This is a genomic window from Mesorhizobium hawassense (assembly GCF_003289945.1).
Taxonomy (GTDB): Bacteria; Pseudomonadota; Alphaproteobacteria; order Rhizobiales; family Rhizobiaceae; genus Mesorhizobium; species Mesorhizobium hawassense.
Window position 1 is genome coordinate 38,768 of sequence record NZ_QMBP01000013.1, and the last position, 26,214, is coordinate 64,981.

At 64.9% G+C, this 26,214-nt stretch carries 25 protein-coding genes; 16 read left to right on the forward strand and 9 right to left on the reverse strand.

What is annotated here, in order from left to right; genetic code table 11:
* The first annotated feature begins 109 nt into the window (after positions 1-109).
* The 3 genes from recN (at position 110) to DPM33_RS23980 (ending at position 4,814) form a co-directional block, all read left to right on the forward strand.
* Entirely contained in the window at positions 110-1,783 is a 1,674-nt protein-coding gene (recN, locus tag DPM33_RS23970) for a DNA repair protein RecN (protein WP_112099884.1), read from the forward strand.
* A 134-nt stretch (positions 1,784-1,917) separates the two neighbouring features.
* Positions 1,918-4,122, forward strand: coding sequence for an NAD-dependent DNA ligase LigA (ligA, locus tag DPM33_RS23975; protein ID WP_112099885.1), 2,205 nt, complete (start codon positions 1,918-1,920; stop codon positions 4,120-4,122).
* Positions 4,122-4,814, forward strand: a complete 693-nt coding sequence (locus tag DPM33_RS23980; protein ID WP_112099886.1) for a DUF2461 domain-containing protein — start codon at positions 4,122-4,124, stop codon at positions 4,812-4,814. Before ligA ends, DPM33_RS23980 begins: the two co-directional genes overlap by 1 nt.
* Positions 4,815-4,842: 28 nt before the next feature.
* Here the strand turns inward: DPM33_RS23980 and DPM33_RS23985 are convergent, their stop codons facing one another.
* Positions 4,843-5,601, reverse strand: coding sequence for an SDR family NAD(P)-dependent oxidoreductase (locus DPM33_RS23985; RefSeq protein WP_112099887.1), 759 nt, complete (start codon positions 5,599-5,601; stop codon positions 4,843-4,845).
* Between the two features lie 330 nt (positions 5,602-5,931).
* Between DPM33_RS23985 and DPM33_RS23990 the strand changes: the two genes are divergently transcribed.
* Together DPM33_RS23990 and DPM33_RS23995 are read left to right on the forward strand one after the other, a co-directional pair.
* Complete coding sequence (locus DPM33_RS23990) at positions 5,932-6,660, forward strand: AzlC family ABC transporter permease (protein ID WP_112100034.1); 729 nt, start codon at positions 5,932-5,934, stop codon at positions 6,658-6,660.
* On the forward strand, positions 6,657-6,953 hold the full coding sequence (locus DPM33_RS23995) for an AzlD family protein (protein ID WP_112099888.1): 297 nt from the start codon (positions 6,657-6,659) through the stop codon (positions 6,951-6,953). Before DPM33_RS23990 ends, DPM33_RS23995 begins: the two co-directional genes overlap by 4 nt.
* 303 nt (positions 6,954-7,256) lie before the next feature.
* Here DPM33_RS23995 and DPM33_RS24000 read toward each other — a convergent pair whose 3' ends face one another.
* The 3 genes from DPM33_RS24000 to DPM33_RS24010 form a co-directional block, all read right to left on the reverse strand.
* On the reverse strand, positions 7,257-9,101 hold the full coding sequence (locus DPM33_RS24000) for an aminopeptidase P family protein (protein ID WP_112099889.1): 1,845 nt from the start codon (positions 9,099-9,101) through the stop codon (positions 7,257-7,259).
* 103 nt (positions 9,102-9,204) lie between these two features.
* Entirely contained in the window at positions 9,205-10,077 is an 873-nt protein-coding gene (locus tag DPM33_RS24005; RefSeq protein WP_112099890.1) for a 50S ribosomal protein L11 methyltransferase, read from the reverse strand.
* Positions 10,077-10,661: an SCO family protein gene (locus tag DPM33_RS24010; protein WP_112100035.1), complete on the reverse strand. Its 585-nt coding sequence runs from the start codon at positions 10,659-10,661 to the stop codon at positions 10,077-10,079. Before DPM33_RS24010 ends, DPM33_RS24005 begins: the two co-directional genes overlap by 1 nt.
* 207 nt (positions 10,662-10,868) lie before the next feature.
* On the opposite strand from DPM33_RS24010, the gene DPM33_RS24015 reads away from it, so the two are divergent.
* The 4 genes from DPM33_RS24015 to DPM33_RS24030 all read left to right on the forward strand — a co-directional run bounded on the left by DPM33_RS24015 (position 10,869) and on the right by DPM33_RS24030 (position 13,469).
* Positions 10,869-11,375, forward strand: coding sequence for a cytochrome b (locus DPM33_RS24015; protein ID WP_112099891.1), 507 nt, complete (start codon positions 10,869-10,871; stop codon positions 11,373-11,375).
* 141 nt (positions 11,376-11,516) lie between these two features.
* On the forward strand, positions 11,517-11,945 hold the full coding sequence (locus DPM33_RS24020) for a CreA family protein (protein ID WP_112100036.1): 429 nt from the start codon (positions 11,517-11,519) through the stop codon (positions 11,943-11,945).
* A 59-nt stretch (positions 11,946-12,004) separates the two neighbouring features.
* Positions 12,005-12,646: a DapH/DapD/GlmU-related protein gene (locus DPM33_RS24025; protein WP_112099892.1), complete on the forward strand. Its 642-nt coding sequence runs from the start codon at positions 12,005-12,007 to the stop codon at positions 12,644-12,646.
* A 328-nt stretch (positions 12,647-12,974) separates the two neighbouring features.
* Entirely contained in the window at positions 12,975-13,469 is a 495-nt protein-coding gene (locus DPM33_RS24030; protein WP_167449197.1) for a low affinity iron permease family protein, read from the forward strand.
* Between the two features lie 7 nt (positions 13,470-13,476).
* Here the strand turns inward: DPM33_RS24030 and DPM33_RS24035 are convergent, their stop codons facing one another.
* Positions 13,477-14,343, reverse strand: a complete 867-nt coding sequence (locus DPM33_RS24035; protein ID WP_112099893.1) for an SDR family NAD(P)-dependent oxidoreductase — start codon at positions 14,341-14,343, stop codon at positions 13,477-13,479.
* 174 nt (positions 14,344-14,517) lie between these two features.
* On the opposite strand from DPM33_RS24035, the gene DPM33_RS24040 reads away from it, so the two are divergent.
* Entirely contained in the window at positions 14,518-14,799 is a 282-nt protein-coding gene (locus DPM33_RS24040; RefSeq protein WP_112099894.1) for a hypothetical protein, read from the forward strand.
* A gap of 4 nt (positions 14,800-14,803) precedes the next feature.
* Here DPM33_RS24040 and DPM33_RS24045 read toward each other — a convergent pair whose 3' ends face one another.
* Positions 14,804-15,379: a TMEM175 family protein gene (locus DPM33_RS24045; protein ID WP_112099895.1), complete on the reverse strand. Its 576-nt coding sequence runs from the start codon at positions 15,377-15,379 to the stop codon at positions 14,804-14,806.
* Between the two features lie 137 nt (positions 15,380-15,516).
* Between DPM33_RS24045 and DPM33_RS24050 the strand changes: the two genes are divergently transcribed.
* Entirely contained in the window at positions 15,517-16,725 is a 1,209-nt protein-coding gene (locus DPM33_RS24050; protein ID WP_112099896.1) for an MFS transporter, read from the forward strand.
* 3 nt (positions 16,726-16,728) lie between these two features.
* On the opposite strand, the gene DPM33_RS24055 is transcribed toward DPM33_RS24050, so the two are convergent.
* The 3 genes from DPM33_RS24055 to DPM33_RS24065 form a co-directional block, all read right to left on the reverse strand.
* The gene (locus DPM33_RS24055) at positions 16,729-18,201 is read right to left on the reverse strand and encodes an MATE family efflux transporter (protein ID WP_112099897.1); all 1,473 of its coding nucleotides are present in this window, start codon (positions 18,199-18,201) and stop codon (positions 16,729-16,731) included.
* 91 nt (positions 18,202-18,292) lie between these two features.
* Positions 18,293-19,711 (reverse strand): esterase-like activity of phytase family protein, encoded by a 1,419-nt coding sequence (locus DPM33_RS24060; protein ID WP_245442357.1) that lies wholly within the window; start codon positions 19,709-19,711, stop codon positions 18,293-18,295.
* A 334-nt stretch (positions 19,712-20,045) separates the two neighbouring features.
* Entirely contained in the window at positions 20,046-21,071 is a 1,026-nt protein-coding gene (locus DPM33_RS24065; RefSeq protein ID WP_112099899.1) for a LacI family DNA-binding transcriptional regulator, read from the reverse strand.
* A 195-nt stretch (positions 21,072-21,266) separates the two neighbouring features.
* Here DPM33_RS24065 and DPM33_RS24070 point away from each other — a divergent pair, with 195 nt between their 5' ends.
* The 5 genes from DPM33_RS24070 (at position 21,267) to DPM33_RS24090 (ending at position 26,212) form a co-directional block, all read left to right on the forward strand.
* Positions 21,267-22,298: a Gfo/Idh/MocA family protein gene (locus tag DPM33_RS24070; RefSeq protein WP_112099900.1), complete on the forward strand. Its 1,032-nt coding sequence runs from the start codon at positions 21,267-21,269 to the stop codon at positions 22,296-22,298.
* On the forward strand, positions 22,295-23,203 hold the full coding sequence (locus DPM33_RS24075; protein ID WP_112099901.1) for a sugar phosphate isomerase/epimerase family protein: 909 nt from the start codon (positions 22,295-22,297) through the stop codon (positions 23,201-23,203). Before DPM33_RS24070 ends, DPM33_RS24075 begins: the two co-directional genes overlap by 4 nt.
* A gap of 83 nt (positions 23,204-23,286) precedes the next feature.
* Positions 23,287-24,294 carry a substrate-binding domain-containing protein gene (locus tag DPM33_RS24080; protein WP_112099902.1) on the forward strand — a complete coding sequence of 336 codons (1,008 nt, stop codon included), beginning with the start codon at positions 23,287-23,289 and terminating at the stop codon, positions 24,292-24,294.
* A gap of 83 nt (positions 24,295-24,377) precedes the next feature.
* Positions 24,378-25,166 carry an ATP-binding cassette domain-containing protein gene (locus DPM33_RS24085; protein ID WP_112099903.1) on the forward strand — a complete coding sequence of 263 codons (789 nt, stop codon included), beginning with the start codon at positions 24,378-24,380 and terminating at the stop codon, positions 25,164-25,166.
* Positions 25,166-26,212: an ABC transporter permease gene (locus DPM33_RS24090; RefSeq protein WP_112099904.1), complete on the forward strand. Its 1,047-nt coding sequence runs from the start codon at positions 25,166-25,168 to the stop codon at positions 26,210-26,212. Before DPM33_RS24085 ends, DPM33_RS24090 begins: the two co-directional genes overlap by 1 nt.
* Positions 26,213-26,214 lie beyond the last annotated feature (2 nt).

Here is a 26,214-nt window from a genome sequence, read left to right on the forward strand (position 1 = left end):
TCGCGCTTGAACGGGCCGATGCGACGCGCTCTACGTGTCTTGTCTTTTGCGCGTGTCGTTGTCCAAACCGGGTCCAATTTGGGCGACATGCAATAGGTCCGGGTTCCCGATGCTGTCCAGACTATCGATCCGCGATATCGTCCTGATCGAGAAGCTGGACATCGACTTCCTGCCTGGCCTTTCGGTGCTGACCGGCGAGACCGGCGCCGGCAAATCCATCCTGCTCGATGCTTTGTCGCTGGCGCTCGGCGCGCGCGGCGATGCCTCGCTCGTCCGCCATGGCGCCGCGCAAGGGCAGGTGATCGCAGTGTTCGACGTGCCGCGCAACCATCCGGCGCGCGCGCTGCTTGCCGAGAATGCCATCGAGGATGATGGCGACATCATCCTGCGCCGCGTACAGACGGCCGACGGCCGCACGCGCGTCTTCGTCAACGACCAGCCCTCCAGCGTCACGCTGATGCGCGATGTCGGTCGCGCGCTGGTCGAGATCCATGGCCAGCATGACGAGCGCGCGCTGGTCGACCCCGGCGCGCATCGCGAATTGCTGGACAGTTTCGGCGGCCACCTGGGCGCCGTGCGCGGTACGGGTGAAGCCTGGCGCTACTGGCGAAACTGCGAGCAGGAGCTCTCCCGGCACCGCGCCAAGGTCGAGGCGGCGGCGCGCGAGGCCGACTATCTGCGCGCCTCCGTCGCCGAACTCGCCAAGCTCGACCCGCAGCCGGGCGAGGAAACGGAGCTTGCGGACCTGCGCGCGCAGATGATGCGCGTCGAAAAGATCGCCGCTGAAATCCATGACGCGCAGGATGCGCTGTCCGGGCCGTCCTCGCCCTTGCCGCAGCTTGCCAGCCTGCTGCGGCGGCTGCAGCGCAAGGCGGGCGAAGCGCCGGGCCTGCTCGACGATGTGGTGAAATCGCTCGACGAGGCGATGATCTCGCTCGATGCGGCGCAGTCCGGCGTCGAAGCAGCGCTTCGCGCCACCGAATATGATCCGCAGCGGCTGGAGAAGGCGGAAGAGCGGCTGTTTGCGCTGCGCGCCGTTTCGCGCAAGCACAATGTCCCGGTCGACGATCTGGCGCAGCTGCGCGACACGATGGTGGCCGATCTTGCCGATCTCGATGCCGGCGAAGGGCGCCTGCATGCGCTGGAAAAGCAGGCCGCCGCCGGGCGCGAGGCCTATGATATTTCAGCGGCACAGCTCTCGTCGCTGCGCCATGCGGCGGCGGCGGGCCTGACCAAGGCGGTGATGGCGGAACTGCCGGCGCTCAAGCTCGAACGGGCCGAGTTCATCGTCGAGATGGTAAGCAATGCCGAAAGCCGCATGGAAGAAGGCATCGACCAGGTCGAATTCTGGGTGCGGACCAATCCGGGCACCAGGCCGGGACCGATGATGAAGGTCGCCTCCGGCGGCGAACTCTCTCGCTTCCTCCTGGCGCTGAAGGTGGCGCTCGCCGATCGCGGCTCGGCGCCGACCCTGGTCTTCGACGAAATCGACACCGGCGTCGGCGGCGCGGTTGCCGACGCCATCGGCCAGCGGCTGGCGCGGCTGTCGAAGCGGGTGCAGGTGCTTTCGGTGACGCATGCGCCGCAGGTGGCGGCACGCGCGGCAACGCATTTCCTGATCTCGAAATCCGGCGGCAAGGACCGCGTCGCCACCGGCATCGCCGAAATGGACCGCGCCGCGCGCCAGGAAGAGATCGCCCGCATGCTGGCCGGCGCCACCATCACGGACGAAGCGCGTGCCGCCGCGGAACGGCTGCTGCGCGAGAATACCGCGGCCGCTTAAGATTTCTGGACGCTGGCAGGCTGAGTCAGCAGATGGCTGCATCTTGCTGTTCAGGAATGATTTTTGCGCAAGCCGACTTCATGTCGGCGAATCCTGATTTATAGTGGCCCGCCATAATTCGAGGACCGCGTTTCATGTCGGAAAAACCAGTCGAGTCGCTGAGCAAAGGCGAGGCCGCGGAGGAGCTTAAGCGGCTCGCGGCGGAGATCGCCGAGCACGACCGGCGCTATCACACCGAGGACGCGCCGACGATCTCGGACGCCGAATATGACGCGCTGGCAAGACGCAACCTCGCCATCGAAGAGCGTTTCCCCGACCTCCTTCGTGACGATTCGCCGTCGCGGCGGGTCGGCGCGCCGCCGGCGGAAGGCTTTGCCAAGGTGCGGCATGCGGTGCCGATGCTGAGCCTCGCCAAGGCCTATACCGACCAGGACGTCACCGACTTCATCGAGCGCGGGCGGCGCTTCTTCGACCGCGACAAGGACCTCGACATCGCCTTTACCGCCGAACCGAAGATCGACGGGCTGTCGGCCTCGCTGCGCTACGAGAACGGCATGTTCGTGCAGGGCGCGACGCGCGGCGACGGTGCCGTCGGCGAGGACATCACCGCCAATCTGAAGACCATTGTCGACATCCCGAAGACGCTGAAGGGCTCGGGCTGGCCGGAAACGATCGAAATCCGCGGCGAGGTCTACATGACCTATGCAGAATTCGAGGCGCTGAAGCAGCGCTCGGCGGCGGTCGGCGGTCAGGATTACGTCAATCCGCGCAACACCGCGGCAGGCTCGCTGCGCCAGAAGGATCCGTCGGTCACCGCCAGCCGCAACCTGAAATTCTTCGCCTATGCCTGGGGCTACACGACAGCGGACCCCGCGCCGACACAGTTCGAAGCGGTGCGGAAATTCGGCGAATGGGGCTTCAAGATCAGTCCGCTGATGGTGCGGGCGCGATCGGTCGAGGACCTGATCGATCAATATCACCGGATAGAGGAGCAGCGTTCCTCGCTCGGCTACGACATCGACGGCGTCGTCTACAAAGTCGATCAGCTCGAGCTGCAGCGCCGCTGGGGCTTCGTCACCGGCGAGCCGCGCTGGGCGGTCGCCCACAAATTCCCGGCCGAGCAGGCGATGACGACGGTCGAGAAGATCGACATCCAGGTCGGCCGCACCGGCACGCTGGCGCCGGTGGCGCGGCTGGCGCCGATCACGGTCGGGGGCGTGGTGGTGGAGAACGTCACGCTTCACAACGAGGATTACATCAAGGGCTTCGACAGCAACGGCCAGCCGATCCGCGACGGCATCGACGTGCGCATCGGCGATACGGTGGTCATCCAGCGGGCTGGGGACGTCATCCCACAGATCGTCAGCGTCGTCGTCGACAAGCGGCCGGCTGCTGCCGTGCCTTACGAATTCCCGCATAGCTGCCCGGTCTGCGGCTCGCCGGCGACGCGCGAGATCAACGAGAAGACCGGCAAGGAGGATTCGCGGCGCCGCTGCACGGGTGAGCTGATCTGCGCCGCCCAGGCCATCGAAAGGCTGCGCCATTTCGTGTCGCGCGGCGCGCTCGACATCGAAGGCCTGGGCGCCGAAAACATCGACCTCTTCTTCAACTCCGGGCTGGTGAAGACCGCCGCCGATATCTTCACGCTGAGGGATCGCCGGCCGGCCGTCACCAGGGCCTTGGCCGAGCGGCGCGAGGAACAGGCGCGGCTGCGCGAGGAAGCATCGGGCAAGACGCGCAAGAATGTGCGCGGCGTCGAGGAGCGCAACTATGAAGGCCTCGACAAATTGTTCGCGGCCATCGACGCGCGCCGCGAGCCGGAGCTCGACCGCTTCATCTTCGCGCTCGGCATCCGCCATATCGGCGAGACGACGGCCGCTGTGCTTGCCCGCCAGTTCTCGACCATCGAGGAGCTGATCGGCGTCGGCAAGGAGACGGCAAAGGCGGAAGATCCGCACACGGTGTTCCCGTCGATCAACGGCATCGGCGACACGGTAATCAACGCGTTGCGCGACTTCTTCGGCAATGAGCGCAATGACGACGTGCTGGACGCCTTGCTCGCGCAGGTTCACCCGAAGCCCTATGTCATGGAAATCTCGGACGACAGCGAGGTTGCCGGCAAGACCATCGTCTTCACCGGCACGCTGGAAAAGATGACGCGGTCCGAGGCCAAGGCAATGGCGGAACGGCTCGGCGCCAAGGTGGCGGGCTCGGTGTCGGCCAAGACCGATCTGCTGGTGGCCGGGCCGGGAGCGGGTTCCAAACTGAAACTTGCCGGTGAACTCGGCGTCGAAGTCATCGACGAGGATACCTGGCTGCAGCGGGTCGGCAAGGCGTGATGGCCAGTACGTTCAAAGGGTTCGGCTCAAAAGCCATCCCGTTCTTCAAGGCGCTCGACTTCCACCAGAGCCGTGAGTGGTTCCAGGAGAACCGCGACCTCTTCGACCGCGAACTGCACGGGCCGTTCTGCGATCTCGTCGAGACGCTTAGCGAGCGCTTCGAGGCGGCGAAGCTCGGCTTGCGTGGCGACCGCAAGAAATCACTATTCCGCATCAATCGCGACGTGCGCTTTGCCAAGGACAAGCGACCCTACAACCGGCATCTGTCGGCGATCCTCTCGCCTGACGGCACCAAGATGTCGCAAGGCGTCTTCTATGTGCATATCGGGCTGGAACGCTGCTTTGCCGGCGTCGCCTGGTGGCAGCCTGCGCCCGAACTGCTGCAGGCGATGCGCAAGGCGATCGTGACCAAACCGGCCGCGTTCCGTGGCATGGTCACTTCGCTCAAAAAGGCCGACCTGGAGCTCGATCCGGAGGATCGGCTGAAGCGGCCGCCGCGCGGCTTCGAGGACGTTGGCGACGACGACCTCGCCCAGGCGGTGCGCAACCGGCATTTCGTGGTCCGGCACGACATCGACCCCGCGACGATCCATTCTGCGGCGCTGGTCGACGATCTCGTCGACTTCACCTTGCGTGCCAAGCCGCTGCTCGACTGGGGCAGGGCGATCCAGGGCACGGCCGTCAAGGCCTGACGCCGACGTTGCGGGTCTGGCTAAGCGCCTACATCCGCATCAGCAGGCCGCCGTCGACGGCGAGTTCGATCCCGGTGATGTAGCTGGCCGCGTCCGAGAGCAGGAAGAGCGCGGCATTGGCCATGTCCTGCGGCGTGCCGATGCGGCCGAGCGGGGTGTAGTCCGCCACGGCGGCACGTTTCTCCTCGGTGTCCCAGCGCGCCTGCAGCGGCGTCAGCGCCATGCCGGGGCAGATCGCGTTCGAGCGGATGCGCTCGCCGGCAAGCTGCATGGCCAGCGATTTGGACAGCGCGCAGACGCCCGCCTTGGACGCCTGGTAGGCGTCCTGCGGCTTGGGGTCGCCGCGATACCATTGAATGGTCGAGAAATGCACCATGGCTCCGCCGCGGCCGCCGGCCCGCATTTGCGGGACGACCGCGCGTGCCGTGTGCACGAAGGACTTCAGATTGATGTTGAAGACCTGGTCCCAGACGTCGAGATCCATCTCCAGAGCCGACTTGTCGCGGCCGAACCAAAGCACGCCGGCGACGTTGGCGAGATAGTCGATGCCGCCACGCTCGCGGCCGGCGGCGCCGATGGTCCGCTCGACGAAAGCGGCGTCGGTCAGGTCGCCCTGCGCGAAGGTCAGCCTGTCATCATAGGCGGCAAGCGAGGCGGGGCGCGACTTGATGTCGATGGCGGTGACGGAAGCGCCGGCATCGAGCAGCGCCAGCGTGATCGCCTCGCCCATGCCGCCGCCCGCTCCGGTGACGACCGCATGCCTGCCGGTGAAATCAAAGACGATCATTCATTACCCCTCTTTTGTGCTGATCTTGGCACCGGGTTTGATAGCTCGACAATAGGGGCGGGTGGAAAATCCATTATCCGGCAACAGCCTTTGCGGAGGCTCTCGAACGCTTCCCGATTTGTCACCGGCCACAGCGCGGGCGATCAGTTCCGCTGATCGTTGGGTCAAGCGAATTGGTGTGACATTGAAGGCGACGCTCCCTAAATCAGGCCGCTCTTGAAGCGCGTCGCGCTGAACGAATCCAGGCGCCGCACTTTAAGTCTTTTGTTGATGCATGTCGTTGTCCCAGAACCGCTGCATACTCTGGGCGACATGCATTAGGAGTGGATGATGACGGCGGAAGCAATCTCTGAGGGCAGAACCGGCGGCGATTTCTGGGACGGCGTGCGATTGTCGATGCCGGTCGTCGTCGCCTCGGCGCCATTCGCGATCTTGTTCGGGGCTTTGGCCGTCGACAACGGTTTTTCCGTCCTCGAAGCCTTCCTGATGAGCGCACTGATCTTCGGCGGCGCCAGCCAGATGGTCGGCATCGAACTGTTCGGCCAGCATGTCGCGCCCTGGCTGGTCGTGCTGTCGATCTTCGCGGTGAATTTCCGCCATGTGCTCTATTCGGCCGGCCTCGGCCGGCGCATCGCGCATTGGCCAGTGCTGCAGCAGGCGCTGGGCTATTTCATCATGACCGATCCGCAATACGCGGTCGCCGAGGCGAGGGCGCAGTCCGGCCAGCCCGTCGGCTTTGCCTGGTATCTCGGCCTTGGCCTGCCGGTCTACGTGTTCTGGGTGATCGAAAGCGGGCTCGGCGCCGTCTTCGGCAGGCTCATTCCCGATACGCACGCGCTAGGCATCGATTTCCTGCTGCCGATCTATTTCCTCGGCCTGGTGCTCGGCTTCCGCAAGCGGCCATTGTGGCTGCCCGTGGTTCTGGCGAGCGCCATTGCCTCCATCATTGCCTACGGAACCGTCGGCTCGCCTTGGCATGTCTCCATCGGCGCCATTGCCGGCGTGCTGCTCGCAATGATCCTGCCACCGCATCACAGCGGCGTGGGCAAGCGGCCATGAGCACGACCTTCTGGATCATCCTTGCCGGCGCTGTCACCACCTACTTTACCCGGGTCGGCGGCCACCTCGTCATCTCGCGCTTCGACACCATCCATCCGCGCGTCGAGGCCGGCCTCAACGCCGTGCCGGCGGCAGTGCTCACGACGCTGGTCGCGCCGGAGCTGCTGCATGCAGGACCGGCGGAATGGGCGGCGCTGATCGTCACCGTGCTGGTGTCGCTGCGCGGCGGCTTGATGGCGATGTTTTTGGCTGGCGCGGCGATGTTGATACTGGCGCGGCAATTTGTGGGGTAGGAATCCTGCCTGACGATAGTTTCGAACAGTAGGCGCCGCTGGTCGACCCCCACTCCGTCTCGGCTTCGCCGAGACACCTCTCCCCCGATCGACGGGGTAGAGGAAAGGCGCCAAGCTTTTTGCCGTCAACGCTCGTCCAGCAGGGCTCCCTTCCTTTCCCTCCGGAGGGGGGAAAGGTGGCGCTGCGAAGCAGCGACGGATTGGGGGAACCACCTGGCAATCAAGCCGTCGGTCTATCAGTCACGCCAGTCACAGAAGATGTGTGTATGGCGTGGCCCGTAAACGGCGAGAAAGAAGCTACTCTCAAATCTTCGCGTCGTGCGGCAGCGGTGCCGTCGCCTTCTCCAGCCAGGCCAGCGTTTCGCCGTCGACCATCGGGCCGATCTCGGCCAGCACCCAGGCGTGATAGCGGTCTAGCCACTGCAACTCGTCCCGGTGCAGCAGGTCGCTGCGGATGAGCCGCTTGTCGATCGGCGCCAGCGTCAGCGTCTCGAAGCCATGCATGGCGATGTCGCCGCCTTCGATTTGCTCCGCCGGCGTGACCAGGATCAGGTTCTCGATGCGAATGCCGTAGGCGCCTTCCTTGTAGTAGCCCGGCTCGTTGGACAGCATCATGCCGGCAAGCAGTTTCTCGGTGCCGGTGCGGGCGATGCGCTGCGGACCTTCATGCACGGCGAGGTAGGAGCCGACGCCGTGGCCGGTGCCGTGGGCGAAGTCGCAGCCGTGCTTCCACAGCGCCATGCGGGCGATGGCGTCGATTTCCGAGCCGCGCGTGCCGGCGGGGAAACGCAGCGTCGATATACCGATCATGCCCTTCAACACCAGGGTGAAGCGCTCGCGCATCTCTTCGGTCGGCTCGCCGATCGGCACGGTGCGGGTGATATCGGTGGTGCCGTCCTGGTATTGGCCGCCGGAATCGAGCAGGAACAGCTCGCCGCTTTCAAGCTTGCGGCTGGTGGCGCGCGAGACGCGATAATGCATGATCGCGCCGTTCGGGCCGGCGCCGGAAATGGTGTCGAAGGAGACGTCGCGCAGTGGCATCTGCGTTTCCTCGCCGGTCCGCCGGCGCATCTCCTCGAGCTTGGTGACCACGGCGATTTCGTCCAGCGAGCCAGGCTGCTGGCGGTCGAGCCAGCAAAGCAGCTTGGCTACCGCGGCGCCGTCGCGACGATGCGCTGCGCGGCTGCCGGCGATCTCGGCCTGGTTTTTCGTCGCGCGCGGAATGCGCGCGGGATCGGCGGCCAGGACGACGGTGCCGCCATTGTCCTCGACCAGCATGCGCAGCTTTTCCGCCGCCAGAACCGGATCGAGCGCTATTTTGGCTCCACCCTTTGCAAGGTCGATGATTGCACCTTCGAACGCATCCGGATCATGCGGATCGGAGAGTTGGGTGAGATAGGCCGCGACCTGGCGCGGGAATTTGCGCTGGTCCATAAACAGCTGATGCTTGCCGTCGGCGGCGAGGATGGCGAAGCCCAGAGCCAGCGGCGTGTGCGGCACGTCGCCGCCGCGGATGTTGAAGGCCCAGGCTATCGAAGAGGGATCGGTCAGCACTGCGTGAGTGGCGCCGTCCTTCTCGATCGCGCTTGCCAGGCGCACCAACTTGTCCTTGGCGAGTTCGCCAGCGAGGTTTTGCGGATGGATCTCGACAGGCGCGCGCGGCGGCTCCGGCTGATCCTTCCAGATGATGTCGATGGGGTTCCTGTCGAGCGGCACCAAGGTCGCGCCGGATTGCTCCGCCGATGCCTTCAGCGCCTTGACCTCGCCGACCGTATGCAGCCAGGGATCGAAGCCGAGCCTCGCGCCCTTGCCGAGATTGTCCTTGATCCAGCTGGCCGGCGGATTGTCGATGAGGCTCTCGATGGTGAAGATCGACAGGTCGACCTCGTTGCGCACCTGCAGCGTGTAGCGGCCGTCGACGAAGATGAAGGCGCGGTCGCGCAAGATGATGGCGACGCCGGCCGAACCGGAAAAGCCGGTCAGCCATTTCAGCCGCGCCGAGCGGTCGGCGACATACTCGCCCTGGTGCTCGTCCGCGCGAGGAACGATGAAGCCGTCCAGGCCGTTCTCCGCCAACCATTGCCGCAGCAGCGCCACGCGCGGCTTACCGACGGCAGGATCACCAGCGGAATCAAAGGTCTGGAACATTTCTGGCGTCTCCCTCGATTGGCTTGCCGCGACCGTAGCGCATGAACTTGAAAACCGGAATCGATTTCGGCAATGCCAGGCGCGGCTGGCCGGCGAGCCGGCCTCAGCGCTTGAGGTGGATGGTCACCCAGCCTTCGCGATGCAGCGTGCGAACGTGACGAAAACTCTGGCCGACATAGGCCGAGATCACCGCGTCGCGTTGCCGGTCGAGGATGCCGGAGAGCACCAGCGAACCGCCGAACCTGATGTGCTTGGCCATTTCGGGCGCGAGCCGCATCAGCGGGCGCGCCAGGATGTTGGCGACGATCAGGTCGAAGGGCGCGCGCCTGGCGAAGATCGGGTGATGGAAGCCGGGCGCCGTCACCGTCTCGACCAGCGCCTTGACGTGGTTGAGGCGGGCATTGGCGGCGGCGACGCGAACGGCGACCGGATCGATGTCGGTCGCCAGCACCGGGATATGCGCGAGCTTGGCAACCGCGATCGCCAGCACCGCGCTGCCGGTTCCGAGGTCGAGCGCGTTGCGCGGTCTTTCGCGCAGCACCACCTGCTCCAACATTTCGAGGCAGCCGGCGGTCGTGCCGTGATGGCCGGTGCCGAAGGCAAGACCCGCCTCGATCTCGATGGCGAGATCGCCGCTGTGGCGTTTGGCCCGGTCGTGCGAACCATGAACGAAAAAGCGGCCGGCGCGGACCGGCTTCAGGCCCTCCAGCGAGCGCGACACCCAGTCCACGTCAGGAAGGACCTCGCGCTCTACGGGTTTCGGCAGACCGAGACCGGCGAGGAGATCCTTGACCCGCGCTTCGACGGGATCGACGTCGCCGTCGGCATAGAGCGAGACTTCGTGGATGTCTTTTTCCTCGTCGAGCTCCAGCACGGCGATCGGCAGGCCGTCGTCCTCGAAGGCGGTGTCGAGCGCCGCGAAGATGCGGTCAGCCTCGACCTTGTTGGCGGTGAGATGGAGCCTTGTTTGGCTCATCAGCTTTGCCCACCGGCAGCCAACCGCTTCAGCTTGGCGACGGCGGTGTCGGCGCTCTCGCCATAGGCGATGGTGCCGGCGAAATCGCCCTTGGCGTTGAGCAGGAGCACGGAAGCCGTATGGTCCATCGTGTAGTCGCCGTCGCCGGTGTCGACCTTCTTCCAGTAGATGCCGAAGGCCTTGGCCATGGCGTGCACCTTGTCCGGATCGCCGGTGATGCCGGTGATGCGGTCGGAGAAGTTGCTGACATAGGTGTTCATCGTCTCGGGCGTGTCGCGCTCCGGATCGACGGTGACGAAGTAGGCATTGAGGTTCTTGCCGCTGTCGCCCATCGTCTTCAGCCAGCCGGCCAGCTCGAACAGGGTTGTCGGGCAGACTTCCGGGCAATGGGTGAAGCCGAAGAAGACGACGCTCGGATGGCCTCTGAAGGCCGCCTCGGTGATCGGCGCGCCTTTCTGGTCGACCAGCGTGAAGGGCGCGCCGAAGGGCTCGCCGCTGTATAATTTCCTGTACCATTGGAACGTCATCACGCCAGTGATCGCGACCATCAGCACCAAAATGCCAACGAGAATGAACCGCATGATAGGCGAGGGTTGGTTGGCCATTTCAGTCTGCCGTGATTTGGCGTTGAAGATTTTTCATCCACCATAAATGCCGCTGAGGCTACCTCAAAGATGTCGCGTTGCCGCAATCGGCTGGACAGGTCGCGGCGCGGAGCCTTACCGATCCTCAATTTGAACGGCTTTGCTTCCCACCTATCTTCCACAAGACTTTGATGATGGAGCAACTCGATGGCCGGCACGCCTGTATCGTCCTATTCGAAGACCCAGATATGGCTGCATTGGAGCATCGCGGCGCTCATCCTGGTCCAGTTCGTCGCTCATGACGGCATGGAGCATGTGTGGCGCGCGCTGCGCCGCGGGCAGGAGGCCGCCGCCGGCGATTGGCCGCTGGCCTATCTGCATATCGTGCTCGGCCTCGCGGTGCTGGTTCTCGCCGCCGGGCGGCTTTGGCTGAGGGCGACACGCGGCGTTCCACCGGTGTCGGGCATGGAACATCCGGCGCTGCGGCTGGTCGCCAGGCTGACGCATCTGGTGATCTACGCGCTCATCTTCATCGTGCCGCTTTCCGGCGCCGCTGCATGGTTCCTGCAGGTGCCTGGCGCGGGCCTGGTGCATGTCCTCGGCAAGAACGTCCTTCTCTATGTGGTGCTGCTTCACACCGCCGGCGCGCTCGTCCAACATTTTGTCCTCAAGTCGAATGTGCTCAGGCAGATGCTGGCCTTACGCCAGGCATAGCCTCTTCGCGCTTACCAGGCGGCTTGCAAAAGCCATGGTGCTGTCCCACCTGACATCGGCAAACGCCAACCGAGGAGGCAACCTTTGCGAAAACTGATCGGCGTATTCGCCGCATGTCTTACCCTCAGCGCCGGCGCGGCCATGGCCGACGAGGTGGGCAAAGTGGGTGTCGACTGGGTCGGCAACGACATCATGATCGATGCCATCAAGGACCCGAAGGTCGACGGCGTCACCTGCCATGTCGCCTATTTCGACCGTAGCATCATCGACCGGCTGCATAAGGGCAACTGGTTCGAGGATCCCTCCGATTCCTCGATCTCGTGCCGCCAGACCGGGCCGATCACCATCGGCGACATAGATATGGGCGAGGGCGGCGAGGAAGTGTTCAAGCAGGGCCTCAGCCTGATCTGGAAGAAGCAGGTGGTGAACCGCATCTATGACAAGAAGAACGAGACGCTGATCTATCTGTCGCATTCGCGCCAGGTTCAGAATGGCTCGGCCAAGATGTCGGTCACGACCGTGCCGCTCTACGGCCAGAACGTGGTCTGGACGAAGGGCAAGCCGCAGTAGGTTCGAGCGGAATATCTGTCCCGCTTGCGGCAGCAATCGCTCGGGCGTAAAGCCCGAGCATGGACCGTCCTGAAAACCTCGTTCTCAAGGACCCGGAGCCGCGCATTCATCCGACCGCGGAGCTGAAGGCGTGCAGGCTCGGCCGCTATGCCTCGATCGGCGAGCGGGTGATCCTGCGCGAGGTGACGGTCGGCGACTTCTCCTATTTCGAGCGCCACTCGGAAGCGATCTACACGACGATCGGCAAGTTCTGCTCGATCGCCGCCAACAGCCGCATCAACGCGCTCGAACACCCGATCGAGCGGCTGACTCAGCACAAGGTCAGCTACCGGCCGAACGAGTATTTCCGCTGGCTGGGCGTCGACACGGAATTCCGCGCGCGGCGGCAGGGGAAATCGGTCAGCGTCGGCCACGATGTCTGGATCGGCCATGGCGCGGTCGTCATGCCGGGCGTCACGATCGGCAACGGCGCCGTCATCGGCGCCAATGCCGTGGTGACGCATGACGTCGCGCCCTACGCGATCGTCGCCGGCATTCCGGCAAAGCCCTTGCGCCAGCGTTTCTCAGCCGACATCGCGGCGCGCATCGAAAACCTCGCCTGGTGGGACTGGGCGCCAGAGAAACTGGCCAGGGCCATTCCCGACATGCAGGCCATGCCGATCGAGGATTTCCTCGATCGCTGGGAAGATAATACTCACTGACGGACAGGGAACGCCGTCAAGAATCATGACGGCGCCGTCTGGATGCTACGCTTGCTCTTGGGAATTGTTGCCCCTTCCGCCATGCGGGGGTGGCGCGGCGGAAGGGGCTAGAGGTAGACCGCCGTGAAGCGGAAGGAACAGGCTTTTTTGCCTGCGCCGGCACTATCGCAAACAAATCGATAAGGTGTTTCTTCGCGCGGCTGCGCTTCTTGCGTGTGTCCGATTGCGGCTGCGTGTAGCCAAGAAAATCCAACCTTCGGGAACCCGAGGCGGCGGCAGCTTGTTTCTTGGCAGGTGTCCGCTCATCCACGATTTTCGAAGGACTTACATGATCGAGAGGGTTTTCACCACGATAGCCAACCGGGTGGCGCATCTGGCAGGCCTGCCGCCGACCTTCGCCATCTGCGTGCTGATCGTGGTCGTATGGGCGGCAAGCGGCCCGATCTTCGGGTTTTCCGACACCTGGCAACTGGTCATCAACACCGGCACCACCATCGTCACCTTCCTGATGGTGTTCCTGATTCAGAACACACAGAATCGTGACGGCGCGGCAGTTCAGGCCAAGCTCGACGAGCTGATCCGGGTCAGCCGCGCGCATAATCGTTTCATCGGCATCGAGCACTTGACGGAATCGGAGGTCGAGGAGATCCGCGACAAATGCGAACGAGCAGCCAAGCGGCATGATCGGCAGATTGCCGAGATGGCGGCCAAGAAGGCCGTGTCAGGCAAGAAAACTTCCAAGGACGATCGCAAGATCGCCGATGCCGCTGCAAAGAAGACGGTCGCGGCGAAGGACGGTTCAAAGAAGAAAGCGGCCGCTTGAGCGGATGTCAGCGGTTCATGAAGGCGGCGAAGGCGTCCTTGTGATCGGGATGCCAGCGCGACAGAGCAGGGCGGTTCTCGATGATGTCGCCGATTGCCCAGGCCATGCGCTTCTCATCCACCGGCCGCGCGACATCGTTGTCGGGGCAAAGGATATAGAAGTCGTCGTCCAACAGCGACGCCAGCATGAAGTCGATCACCTGCTCGCCGGTCCAGGCGCCGGCGGGCTTTTCGGTCGCGCCTTCGGTCAGGCCGGTATAGGTGAAGCCTGGGATCAGCAGATGCGCCGAAACCTTCGCCCCGGGCTCGTTGCGCAGCGCATGCGCCAGCCCTTCGGTAAACGTCTTCACGCCGGCCTTGGAGACGTTGTAGGCGAGATTGCCGGGCGGCGTGGTGATGCCCTGCTTGGAGCCGGTGTTGATGATCAGGCCCGGCTTTCCGGCAGCGAGCATGCGCGGCGCGAAGGCCTCGACGCCATGCACGACGCCCCAGAAATTGATGTCGAGCAGCCGCTTCCAGGCATCGCGGTTCTCCCATGGCTTGCCCGGGTTGTTGCCGACGCCGGCATTGTTCATCAGCACCGACACCGCGCCGAAGGCGCCGTGAGCGAGATCCGCCAGCCGGTCGACCTCGTCGGCCCGGGAGACATCGGTCGGGATCGGCAGGACGGCATCCTTGCCGGCGATCGCTGCGACAGCCTCTGTCGCCTGGTCGAGGCGCACGCCGCCGATATCGGCCAGCACGGTCTTCACGCCCATCGCGGCGAAGCGTTTTGCGGCGGCAAGGCCGATGCCGCTGGCGCCGCCGGTGACGACGGCGACATTGCCGGAAGCGAAAGCGGGCAGGGTGGTCTGGATGTCGGCGTCGCTGGTCATTATTTTCATCCTCGTTCGGGTCGGGCCGAACTTAACGCGAGGCGCCGCCGAGGCAAGGCCGGTTCGTCATGACGGGTTGACGGCGTAGCCGCAACGGGTTGACGGCAAGAGCCGCTACGGGTTGACCAGTGCCGCGCCTGCCGCGCATGTTGTCCTCAAAAAGGAGCTCGGCATTTGACCGACTGGATCGGAATCCTGAAAGAGCAGACCGCCAACGGCGACCAGATGGGCCGCGAGGTACCGAAGATGCTCGCCAATCCCGACATCGACGAAGCGCAGGTGAAGACGCTGTTTTCAGCGCTGGAGAAGCAAGCGGAATTCGCCGAGAAGCTGCGGCTTGCCTTGGAGAAGTTCGGCCACGACTTCCCGATCATCAAGGCGGCGGAACGGCTGGAGGAACGCTACGCCGACCTTGCCGCCTCGGCGGCCGAGAAGCTGCAGGCGCTGCGGAAATAAAGCGCTATTTCCCGACCAGCCGCTCGAAGCGCTTGTCCGGCGCGAACCAGACGGCCGCCACCGCCACGTAGATCGCCACGCTGATCCACTGGTTGAAGAAGCTCAGCAGGACCGCAACGATGTAAAACGCCAGCGAGATCTTGCCCTTCTCGTCATGGCCCACCGCCTTGGCAAAGGTCGTGTCGGCGCCGTGCAGATGGCGCAGCTTGAAGACCAGGATGGTGTAGGCGACGGCGCAGAGCACGAGGTCGATGCCGTAGACGGCGACCGGCACCGGCGCAAAATGGTTCTCGCCCATGAAAGCAGTGGTCACCGGCATCAGCGACAGCCAGAACAGAAGGTTCAGATTGGCCCACAGCACACGTCCGTCGACGCGCTGCACGGTGTGGAACATGTTGTGCAGATTGTTCCAGTAGATGCCGACATTGATGAAGGACAATACGTAGCAGAAGAAGATCGGCCACAGCGGCAGAAGAGCCGAAAAGTCCTCGCCATGCGGCACTTTCAGCTCCAGCACCATGATGGTGATGATGATGGCGACGACGCCATCGGTGAATGCTTCGACCCGTCCCTTGCCCATGATTCCTCCCTCGCTATGGCAGACGTTACGGGAGGATGGAACGCCTGACCATCCTGCCGGAATTGTCAGGAGGGGATTCGGTGGTCGGAGCAGCGCCACTATATAGGCGTTGGGGTTGCAACCGCCGGAGGTCGCCAATGACCAGCTACACCCAAACCATGACGCGTGACAGCGAGCTTGGCGGAGGCGCCGCGAAGGCCGCCGTCGCCGCCATGATAGCCGCGCTTTTTGCCGGCAGCACCGCGCTGACGCCACTCTACGTGATCTACAAGCAGGCCTTCGGCTTCTCGCAGATCACGCTGACGCTGGTCTATGCCGTCTACGTCGTCGGTAATCTCGCGGCGCTGCTGTTTTTCGGCCGGGTGTCGGATGTCGTCGGCCGCCGTCCCGCCGGGCTTGCCGCGATGGCCATTGCCGTGGTCAGCGCGCTGCTTTTTCTCTTGGCCGAAAACCTTGCCTGGCTCGATATCGCCCGCATTCTCAGCGGCCTTGGCATCGGTGTCGGCGCGGGCGCCGGCACCGCCTGGCTTGCCGAACTGATCGAAGGCAAGGACAAGTCACGCGCCGCCGTTATCGCCACCAGCACCAACTTCATCGGTCTCGGGGTCGGCGCGCTGGTGTCGGGGCTGCTCGCCCAGTACGCGCCCTGGCCGCTCAGGCTGACATTTGCCGTCTATCTCGTCCTGCTCGCGCTGGTCACCCTGCTGATCTGGCGCACGCAGGAAACTGTGTCCAGGCCTGGACGCTTCTCCGACGTCTCGCTGCGGCCACGGCTTTCGGTGCCCGATGACATCCGCGCGCAATTCGTGGCGCCGGCAGTAACCGGCTTCGGCGCCATGGCGCTGGTCGGCTTCTATGCGGCGCTGGCGCCGAGCATCCTGGCGCAGCAACTGCATGCGACGAACCATGCCGAAGCCGGCGGACTTTTCTTCGAGCTGTCGATGGTGGCGGCGGTGACCATCGTCGGCACCACGTGGCTCACCAGCCGCTCCACCATGCTCGCCGCGCTGGTGCTGATGATCCCGACCGTGGCCTTGATCGTGGCGGCGCAGGTCTATGCCTCGATGTCATTGATGATCGCCGCGACGGCGGTCTGCGGCGTGGCGGCGGCGCTCGGCTATCGCGGCGGCCTGCAAGTGGTGAACCAGATCGCGCCGGCCGACCGCCGCGCCGAGGTGGTCTCGGCCTTCTTCATCTGCTGCTTCTGCGGCAATGCGCTGCCTGTGATCGGCATCGGCATCCTATCGAACCTGGCCAATGCGACCGTCGCAAGCCTGGCCTTTGCAGGCATGATCACGGTTTTCTCGTTGGTGGCGCTGGGTTTCGGCGCCAAATACGCGCGGTAGATTTCACCCAGCGGATGTCTCGGACGCAAGACTGGCGCGCTGGCGCGGGACGCCAAGGCCGGTGTCCGGTGGCTCGCCGGCGGCTGGCCGGTCCTCGATCATGTGCATGGTGCGCCAACGGCCGAAGCGGTAATAGGCGGCGGCGAGCAGCAGCGAGGCGATGGAGCCCGCCGGAAAGCTCCACCACAGCGCCTCCTGACCGATCCAGTTCCTGAAGAAATAGGCAAAGCCGGTGCGCACGATCAGCACCGAAACGATCAGGATGATCAGCGGCGGCATGACGGCCCCGGTGGCGCGCACCGTGGCGAACAGCACGATGGTGACGCCGAACAGGATGAACGACCACGACGCCGCCTTGTTGATGTGGGCGGCGATGTCGATCGCGGCACTGTCGGTGCCGAGGAACAGGCCAAGCACCGGACGGTCAAAGACGAACAGCAGCGCCACCAGCGCGCCCGTCAGGACCAGGTTGAAGCCGACGCCGGACGCGGCGACCTTGCCGATGCGGTCCCAGCGCCCGGCGCCGACATTCTGCGCCGCCATCGAGGAGACCGCGGCGCCGATCGCGAGAGCCGGCATCTGGATGTAGGTCCAGAGCTGCGCTGCGATGCCATAAGCGGCGGCGACCTGCGACCCGTAGGAGTTGACGATGCCCATAATCGTCAGCGCAGCCACGGAAATGACGATCATCTGCAGGCCCATCGGAATGCCCTTGAAGACGACGATGCGCAGCAGGGCCGGATCGGGTTTCAGCAGAGCGAGGTCGGCGCCTGCCAGCCGCAGCGGATGCTTGCGGGCATAGAGCACGATCAGGATGGCGATGACGCTGACCGTCTGGCCGACAAGCGTCGAGGTGGCCGAGCCGGCGATGCCGAGTTCGGGGAAGGGGCCGATGCCGCGGATCAGCAACGGATTGAGCACGACGTCCAAGACGACCGCGAGCGCCATGAAGATTAACGGCGTGCGCGAGTCGCCGGCGCCGCGCAGCACGGTCATGACGAAGGACAAAAGGTTCATCATCGGCACGGCGACGAAGATGATGCGCAGATAGGCGCGCGCCAGAGTCAAGGCATCCGCCGGCGTGCCGAGCTCGGTCAGGATGGCGTCGACCCAGATCCAGCCGCAGACGGCGAACACCGCCGAGACCAGGAAGAAGAAGCTGGCGCTGGTGCCGACGATGCGCCTCGCCTTGGGCAGGTCGCGGGCACCGACCGACTGCGCCACCAGGATGGTCGCCGCCATGCCGACGCCGAAGACGGTGCCGATGATCAGGAACAGCACCAGATTGGCGTTGGAGGTGGCCGTCAGCGCCGCTTCGCCGAGGAAGCGGCCGACCCAGACGGCGTTGATCGAGCCGTTGAGCGACTGCAGCACGCTGGAGCCCAGCACCGGCAGCGCGAACAACAACAGCGTGCGCGGGATCGGGCCGCTGGTCAGGTCGCCGACGCGCGGCCGGGCGGGCTTGTCATCATCCATGGCGGGTACCGGAAATGAGTCAGGCCCGCGATGCTATCGCAGGCCTGAGATACATGCACCCTTTTCCGGGCGAGCCAGATGGCCAGGTGACTTACTGGGTGGTGTTTCCTGAAAGGCCAGGCAGCGTGACCTGATAGACCAGGAAGGTGGTGTCGACATCGGCGCCATCCTCGGCCTTGTACGAAGCGCCGACCTGGAAGCCGTCCTGGGTCAGGAAGTCGTTGTCGTTGGCGACGAACAGGAAATAGTCGTCGGGCAGCTTCGGATCGAGCACCGGCGCCAGCGACATCGCCTCCCACTTCTCCGAGAGGTTGTTCTTGTCGTTCGGGGCGCCATTGTGCAGGCCGAAGCGGCCAAGCTCGGCCTTTTCGTTGATGTCGATGAACGGCGTCAGCTTGGCAGCGATCACCGACGGATCGAGCACGCCCTTCGGCGCGACCGGCTTGTCGGCGGCATCGAACGGGCCGTTGGCGATGTCGGTCGCGGCGGAGAGATCGACAATGTTGATCTTGCGATAGAGCGACTCGTCGCCCTTGAGGCCTTGGCCGTTGCCGCTGTCGCGCGCCAGCATCAGGAAGCTCTTGTCGGAGAGCGCGACGATCTCGCTCTGCGCGGCCACCTTGGTCTTGCCCTTGGCGTCCTTGAACACCGGCAGCGGCACGACATATTCATGCGCCAGCTTGAGATGGGCGAGGTCGGAAGCGTCATAGACCAGCGCACGGGTGTTCTGGCGCGTCGCGCCGGAATCGCCGCCGTCCTGACGGGTCGCCGACTGCAGCACGGCGATCAGGAACTTGCCGTCCGGCGTCATCGACATGCCTTCGAGACCCTGGTTGTTCTGGCGGCCGGTCTCGGGATCCTTGGGATCGGGCCCGGCCGCGCCCGGGCCTGGATTGTCGGAAGCGAAGTTCGGCTTGCCATGGCGCATCGGCACAAGTGCGGCCGGCGGCTGCGTAGCCGACATCAGGCGGCCTTCGGCCGAGAAGCGGTAGATGTTGGGGCCATACTCGTCGGAGATGAACATGGTGCCGTCCGGCAGGCGCACGATCGCCTCGTCGTCCAGCGCCAGCTTGCCATTGTCGGCCTGCGGCAGGATCGGCATGTCGCCAGCGGCCGGGCGCACGCCGTTCAGCGGGTCGAGGCCGGTCGTGTCGGCGCCCTTGTCGTCGGTCAGAAGCATGGTGTCAGCCAGCGTCGCCTTGACGCCCGACTGTTCCTGACCGGCGGCGGGCGCGGCGCCCGGCACGGTCGGGCTCAGCTCGATCGCGATCGTGTTGAGGCGGGCGCGATAATCGGTGGTGCCGGCGACGTTGTAGCCGCGATCCGGCAGCAGCCAGAGCGAACCTTTGTAGCCGGCGCCGTCGCGCGACCAGCCCTTGGTGTCGATCGCCATGCCGGAACCGGAACCGAAGGTCTCGCCGAACTTGTCCTTCTGGCTGGCCGGAATGCGACCGATGCCGACGAGCCCCTTGTTGACATAGGCAACGCCGTCGGCCAGCGCCGGCGTCATGGCGGTGAACAGGGCAAGTGCCGCGCCGAGCGCGACGGTTCGGTTGAGATGTTTCATCGATATCCCCTTCGTGACGAGCAGAGCGGCCAATGGCTCAAGAGGGCGTGGCACCGACGATGCGGCCAGCCCTTGCCGTCGAGCGGTCTAGGACTTGAACGTGATGGTTGCGTGACAGTTTTCCCTTCTCCCCTTGTGGGAGAAGGTGGATCGGCGCGCCAGCGCCGAGACGGATGAGGGGTGTTCCAGCGGAGTGAGACGCTGGTGTCATCTGGAACACCCCTCATCCGTCGCCTTCGGCGACACCTTCTCCCACAAGGGGAGAAGGAAAAGGCGCTCAATCACTCTCTCTTGCGACCAGCTCCAGCGGCCAGACCTCGCGGATGATGCGCGGCCCTTCCGGGCCGGCGAAGGCGGGAAGGGAGGCGAGCAGCATCTCGGCCAGCCGCCGGCCCATCGGATCCAGCGACGGTCGGAAAGCGGTCAGCGCCGGCGAGAAGTAGCGGCAGAGCGGCGTGTCGACGATGACGATCACCGCGATGTCGTGGCCGGGCCTGATGCCCATCTCGGCCAGTGCCTTGCAGCCGCCGAGCGCCATGGCGTCATTGTTGAAGACGATGGCTGTCGGCCGGTCCTTGGAGAGCATGACGCGCGGCGTCACCTGGTAGCCGCCGGTCTCGTTGATGAAGCCGTCGGCGATCAGGCCGGGGTCGACTTCGATGCCGTGCCGCTTCAGCGCCTTGCGGTAGCCGTCGAGGAACAGGTAGCCGAAGTTGAGATCAAGCGAAGGGCGGATGGCGGCAATGCGGCGGTGGCCGCGCGCGACCAGCCGGTCGACGGCTTCATTACCCGCCCTCTCGAAATCGATATCAAGCGAAGGATAGGTGTCGCCGCCGGATTGACTTCGGCCAAGCGTGGCGAAGGGAAAGCCGGCCTTGCTGAGATAGTCGATCCGATCGTCTTCACGCCGTGTATTGGCCAACACGACTGCGTCGGCCCGGCGCGTCTCAACCACGCGGCGCAGTCTCTCCTGCTGATATTGGCCGGGCTCACCCATGACGACCATCAGATCCAGGTCATACTCGGCGAGCCGCGCCTGCAGACCGGTCAGGAACGGGATGAAGAACGGCTCGCCATATTGCTGGTCGCCGGGATGCGGTTGCAGCATGAAGGCGATCGAGCGGGTGGCGCCTTGCCTGAGACTGCGGCCGGATTGGTTGGGCGAATAGTTCAGCTCTCTCGCCGCTTCCAGAACGCGCCGGCGGGTCTCGGCATTGACGTCGGCACGGCCGTTCAGCGCGCGCGACACTGTGCCGATCGAAATGTTCAGATGACGCGCAAGGTCGTGAATGCTGGACGCCAAGAGCCACTCTCCCCCGCCTTGGCTAGCACCGGCTGCCGCTCAGGCCAAGGCTTCGGGACGATTTTCGCGAACAGCCGGTTGACATTCTACGTCATCGGGTGTGTTCTCGTAAACGTTTACGGAAAAACGTTTACGGTGATGCCGTGGATGCCGTGAAACCCGGCCTGGAGGGGCCGGGCGGAGGAGGAGCGCTGGATGATGAAGGTCGTCCTGGTCGGGTGCGGAGCCATGAGCAGGCACTGGCTCGACGCCATGCGGCAGATCGACGGGCTGGCAATTGCCGGGCTGGTCGACCTCGACGCCGAGCGGGCGCAGGCGAGGGCGCGCGAGTACGATCTTTCCGGCGCCGTCATCGGCACCAGCCTCGACGCCGTCCTCGATCAGACCAAGCCTGATGCCGTGTTCGATGTCGTGGTGCCGGCAGCCCGCCGCGCGGTCGCGCTTTCGGCCTTCGCTCACAATTGCCATCTGCTCACCGAGAAGCCGCTGGCCGACAGCCCGGACAATGCGCGGGCCATCATCGCGGCGGCTCGCCGCGCCGGCCGCGTCCACGCCGTGGTCCAGAACCGGCGCTATGTCGCCAATGTCCGGCGCATTAGGCGCTTCCTCGACTCGAGCGCCATCGGCAAGCCGACCAGCATCCATGCCGATTTCTTCGTCGCGCCGCATTTCGGCGGCTTTCGCGAGGATATGCGCCACGTGCTGCTGCTCGACATGGCGATCCACACCTTCGACGCCGCGCGCTACATGGTCGCCGGCGAGCCTGCCAGCGTCTATTGCCAGGAATGGGAGCCGGCCAATTCCTGGTACCGGCAGGGATCGTCGGCCAGCGCCGTCTTCGATCTCGGCGGCGGCAAGGTCTTCACCTATGCCGGCTCCTGGTGCGCCGACGGTTTTCGCACGAGCTGGGAGGGCAGCTGGCGCATCGTTGCGGAGCGCGGCAGCGTGATGTGGGACGGCCACGACGGGTTGAGGGCGGAAGTGATTGCGTCCGGCCGCGACGGCATCATCGACAAGACGCAAGCCGTCGAGGTGCCGCCGCTCGATCCCGCCGACCGCGTCGGCGGCCATCTCGGCATCATCCAGGATTTCATGCAGGCGATCGAGACCGGCACCGAGCCGGAGACGCGCGGCGCCGACAACATCAAGAGCCTGGCCATGGTGTTCGGCGCGATCGAAAGCGCCGAGACCGGAGGGCGCGTGGCGATCAGACAGGAAGCAGAATGATGCCCAACCCGCTTCTCGACATCAGGATCGGCACCATGGTGCGAGCCAATCTCGACGACCCGGCTGCCTATATTCGGCAGATCCTGCCGCTTGGCTTCGAGAGCATCCAGCCCTTCTTCTGGCAGACGCTGGGCGGCAAGGATCTGCCGCGGCTGGCCGGCCAGATAAGGGAAGCGATCGGCGATGCCGACGTGACCGTGTCGTCGATCGGCGTGTTCGGCAATCCGCTGGAGAGCGGCGAGCTCGATCGCGGTGTGCTCGCGGCCTGGGAAACGGTCATCGACAACGCGCATCTGTTTGGCACTACGACGGTCAGCGGCTTCACCGGGCGCCTGCGCGGCAAGAAGCTGACCGACAGCCTGCCGCGCTTCCGCGAGGTGTGGGGGCCGCTGGCCAGGCGCGCCGCCGACAAGGGCGTGCGCATTGCCTTCGAGAACTGCGCCATGGACGGCAATTGGGCGAGCGGCGACTGGAACATCGCCCACAATCCGGACGCCTGGGAGCTGATGTTCAACGAATTGCCCAACGACAATCTCGGGCTCGAATGGGAGCCTTGCCACCAGCTCGTCTACTTGATCGACCCGATCCCGCAGATCCGCAAATGGGCGCCGCGCATCTTTCACGTTCACGGCAAGGACGCGACCGTGCGCTGGGACGTGATTCGCGAGCATGGCGTGTTCGGTCGCCTGCCTTTCGTGCAGATGCGCACGCCGGGCTTCGGCGACAGCGACTGGACGCGGGTGATCAGCGAATTGCGGCTCGCCGGCTACAAGGGCGCCATCGACATCGAGGGCTGGCACGACCCGGTCTATCGCGGCGACCTCGAGATCACCGGCCAGGTCCGGGCGCTGGAATATCTCAAGCAATGCCGGGGAGGGAACAGCTACCTGCCCAACCCGGTTTGAGTGCCGGCCGGCGGGAGGAGCCGGCCGATCCGAGCAACTGTTGAAAACCCTCCGATGCGAGGGACCAAAAGGGAGGAACGTGCATGAGCATGACGACCAGAAGGACTGTTCTGCGCTCGACCGTCGTGGCGGCCGCCACGGCGCTCTGCGCCTCGATTTCCACCTTGCCGGCAAAGGCGCTCGACGCCCAATGGTGCAAGGACGTCCACATCCGCTTCTTCGTCGGCGGCGCCGAGGGCGACGCCTTCGGCACCATCGTCTATAATGGCGCCAAGCAGGCGGCGGCCGATCTCGGGCCGAAGGTCGACTACATCTTTTCCCAGTGGGACGTCGAGAAGATGGTGCAGCAATTGCGCGAGGCGGTCGCGGTCAAGCCGCAAGGTATCGCCATGATGGGCCATCCAGGCGACGCCGCGATCATGCCTTTGGCCGAACAGGCGCATAAGGACGGCATCAAGATGATGTACCAGAACGTTCCGGTGCCGACGGTGGTGGCGGCGTTCGGCGGCGGCTATGTCGGCGCCCAGCAGGAGCAGCAGGGCCGCGCGCTCGGCGCCGAGGCGTTCAAGTTGGCCGGGCTCAAGGCCGGCGACAAGGCGATCATGATCGGCCCGTTCGAGAACGAGAGCCGCGGCGCGCGCGAGCGTGGGACCGTCGCCGCGCTGAAGGAGGCCGGCGTCGACGTCGTTCAGATTAATTCGCAAACCGAATGGGCGGCCGATCCCAATCTCGCGATCCCGCCGATCACTGCCGCGCTGCTCAACAATCCCGGCGTCAAGGCGGTCGGTTATCCCGGCGGGCAGATGCTCGGCAATGTCGCCACCTATATGCAGGCGGCGGGCAGGAAGCCTGGCGACATCTTCAATTTCGGCTTCGACACCAGCCCGCAGATCGTCGAGGCCTTCAAGGGCGGCTGGGTGCAGCTGACGGCCGACCAGCAGCCGTTCATGCAGGGCTACCTGCCGATCCTCAGTCTCTGCCAGCAGGTGGTACTCGGTCTTGCGCCGATGAATGTCGACACCGGCGCCGGCTTCGTCACGCCGCAGAACTACGAGATCGTCTCAGAGCTCGCCAAGCAGGCGCTGCGCTGACCTCCCAGGCCGCCGGCCGGACCCAACCCGGCCGGCGGGACCGCCGGCGAATAAGCCGAACAGACATTGCAAGCGAGGATCGCATGGGCGAACGCATCATCGAACTGCGCGACATCAAGAAATCCTACGGCCAGGTCTATGCGCTGGGCGGCGTCAACCTCAGCGTCGATCGCGGCGAGGTGGTCGGGCTGATCGGCGACAACGGCGCCGGCAAGTCGACGCTGATCAAGATCCTGTCCGGCGTGGTCAAGCCGACCAGCGGCGACATACTGGTGCGCGACAAGCCGGTCAACGGATGGAGCGCGGCGCGCTCGCGCGATGCCGGCATCGAGACGGTGTTCCAGGACCGGGCCCTGGCCGTGCAGCAGACGATCGTGCGCAACATCTTCATGGGCCGCGAGCTGACCGGCTCCATGGGCTGGCTGAAGGTCAACAAGGAGATCGAGGAGGCGAGCCGGCTGATGCGCGAGATCGGCTTCACCTCGAAAGTGTTTACGCCGCACTCGATCGTCGGCCAGCTCTCGGGCGGCGAGCGCCAGGGCGTGGCGATCGCGCGCGCCATCTACAAGCAGGCGGAGCTGATCATCCTCGACGAGCCGACGACGGCGCTGTCGCTGACCGAGACCGCCAAGGTCTTCCACTTCGTGCGCCAGGTGCGGGCGAGCGGCCGCTCGATCCTGTTCATCGGCCACAACATCCACCACGTCTTCGACATCGCCGACCGCTTCGTGGTGCTCGACCGCGGCAAGGTGGCGCTGACGGCCGACCGCAGCGAGGTCAAGTCGGCCGAGGACCTGATCAACTTCATGGAAGACGTGGCGCATCCCGGCGGCTTGCCCGGGCTGCACGACGGCGCGGAGCAGAGAGCGTGATGAGCAAGGCCATGGAACCCGATCTGCAGACTCCTCTGGGAAGAACAAGCGGCCAGGTGGGCAAGGAATGGAGCCATCCGTCGAACCACTGGCTGCGCGGCTTCGTCCTCGATAACCGCGCCTCTCTCGGCACGCTCGCGGTGTTCATCGTTATGATGGCGGTGTTCATGATCGCCAACCCGACCGTGTTCACCACCTGGTATCTCTACAGCTCGGTGCTGACGACGCTGCCCGTCGCGCTGTTCGTGGTCGTGCCGCTGGTCTTCGTCGTCACTTGCGGCGAGATCGACCTGTCGTTTCCGGCGACCATGGGCTTTGCCTCCTGGGTCTTCGCGCTGGTCGTGCAGGCCGGCTACGACCCGTTCCTCGGCATTGCGGCGGCTGTTGTCACCGGCACGCTGCTCGGCTTCCTGGTCGGCTCGCTGGTCGTCTATGGCGGGCTGTCGTCGCTGATCGCCACGCTCGGCATGAATTTCCTGCTGCGCGGCCTGATCCAGATCATCAACGAGGGCAAGTCGACGTCGTTGAGCAGCCTTGCCGATAGCTGGGCTTACAAGATCTTTTCCAGCCAGTTCTGGGGCATCCCGGTGCAGATATTCTGGGCGATCGCCTTCGTCGTCTTCGCGGCGCTGCTCTACAACCGGCACCGCTTCGGCGCGCAGGTCAAGGTGGTCGGCGACAATCCCGACAGCGCCAAACAGATGGGCATCGACGTCAAGCTCGTGCGGGTCAAGGTGTTCGTCTTCACCGGTATCGGTGCCGCCATCGCCGGCACGTTTTCGGTGATGATCAACTTCACCTGGTGGCCGACGGCGGGCGACGGCTATCTGCTGCCGGTGCTGGCGTCGGTCTTCGTCGGCGGCACGCCGACCTGGGGCGGTATCGGCACCGTCGTTGGCGGCGCGATCGGCGCGGTCACGGTGTCGTTCATCCAGACCGGCGTGGTGGCGGCGGGCCTAAGCGGCTTCTACGTGCAGTTCTTCAACGGGCTGATCATCATCCTGTCGCTGCTCGGCCATAAGTGGAACCAGGCACGATACCGGTGAGA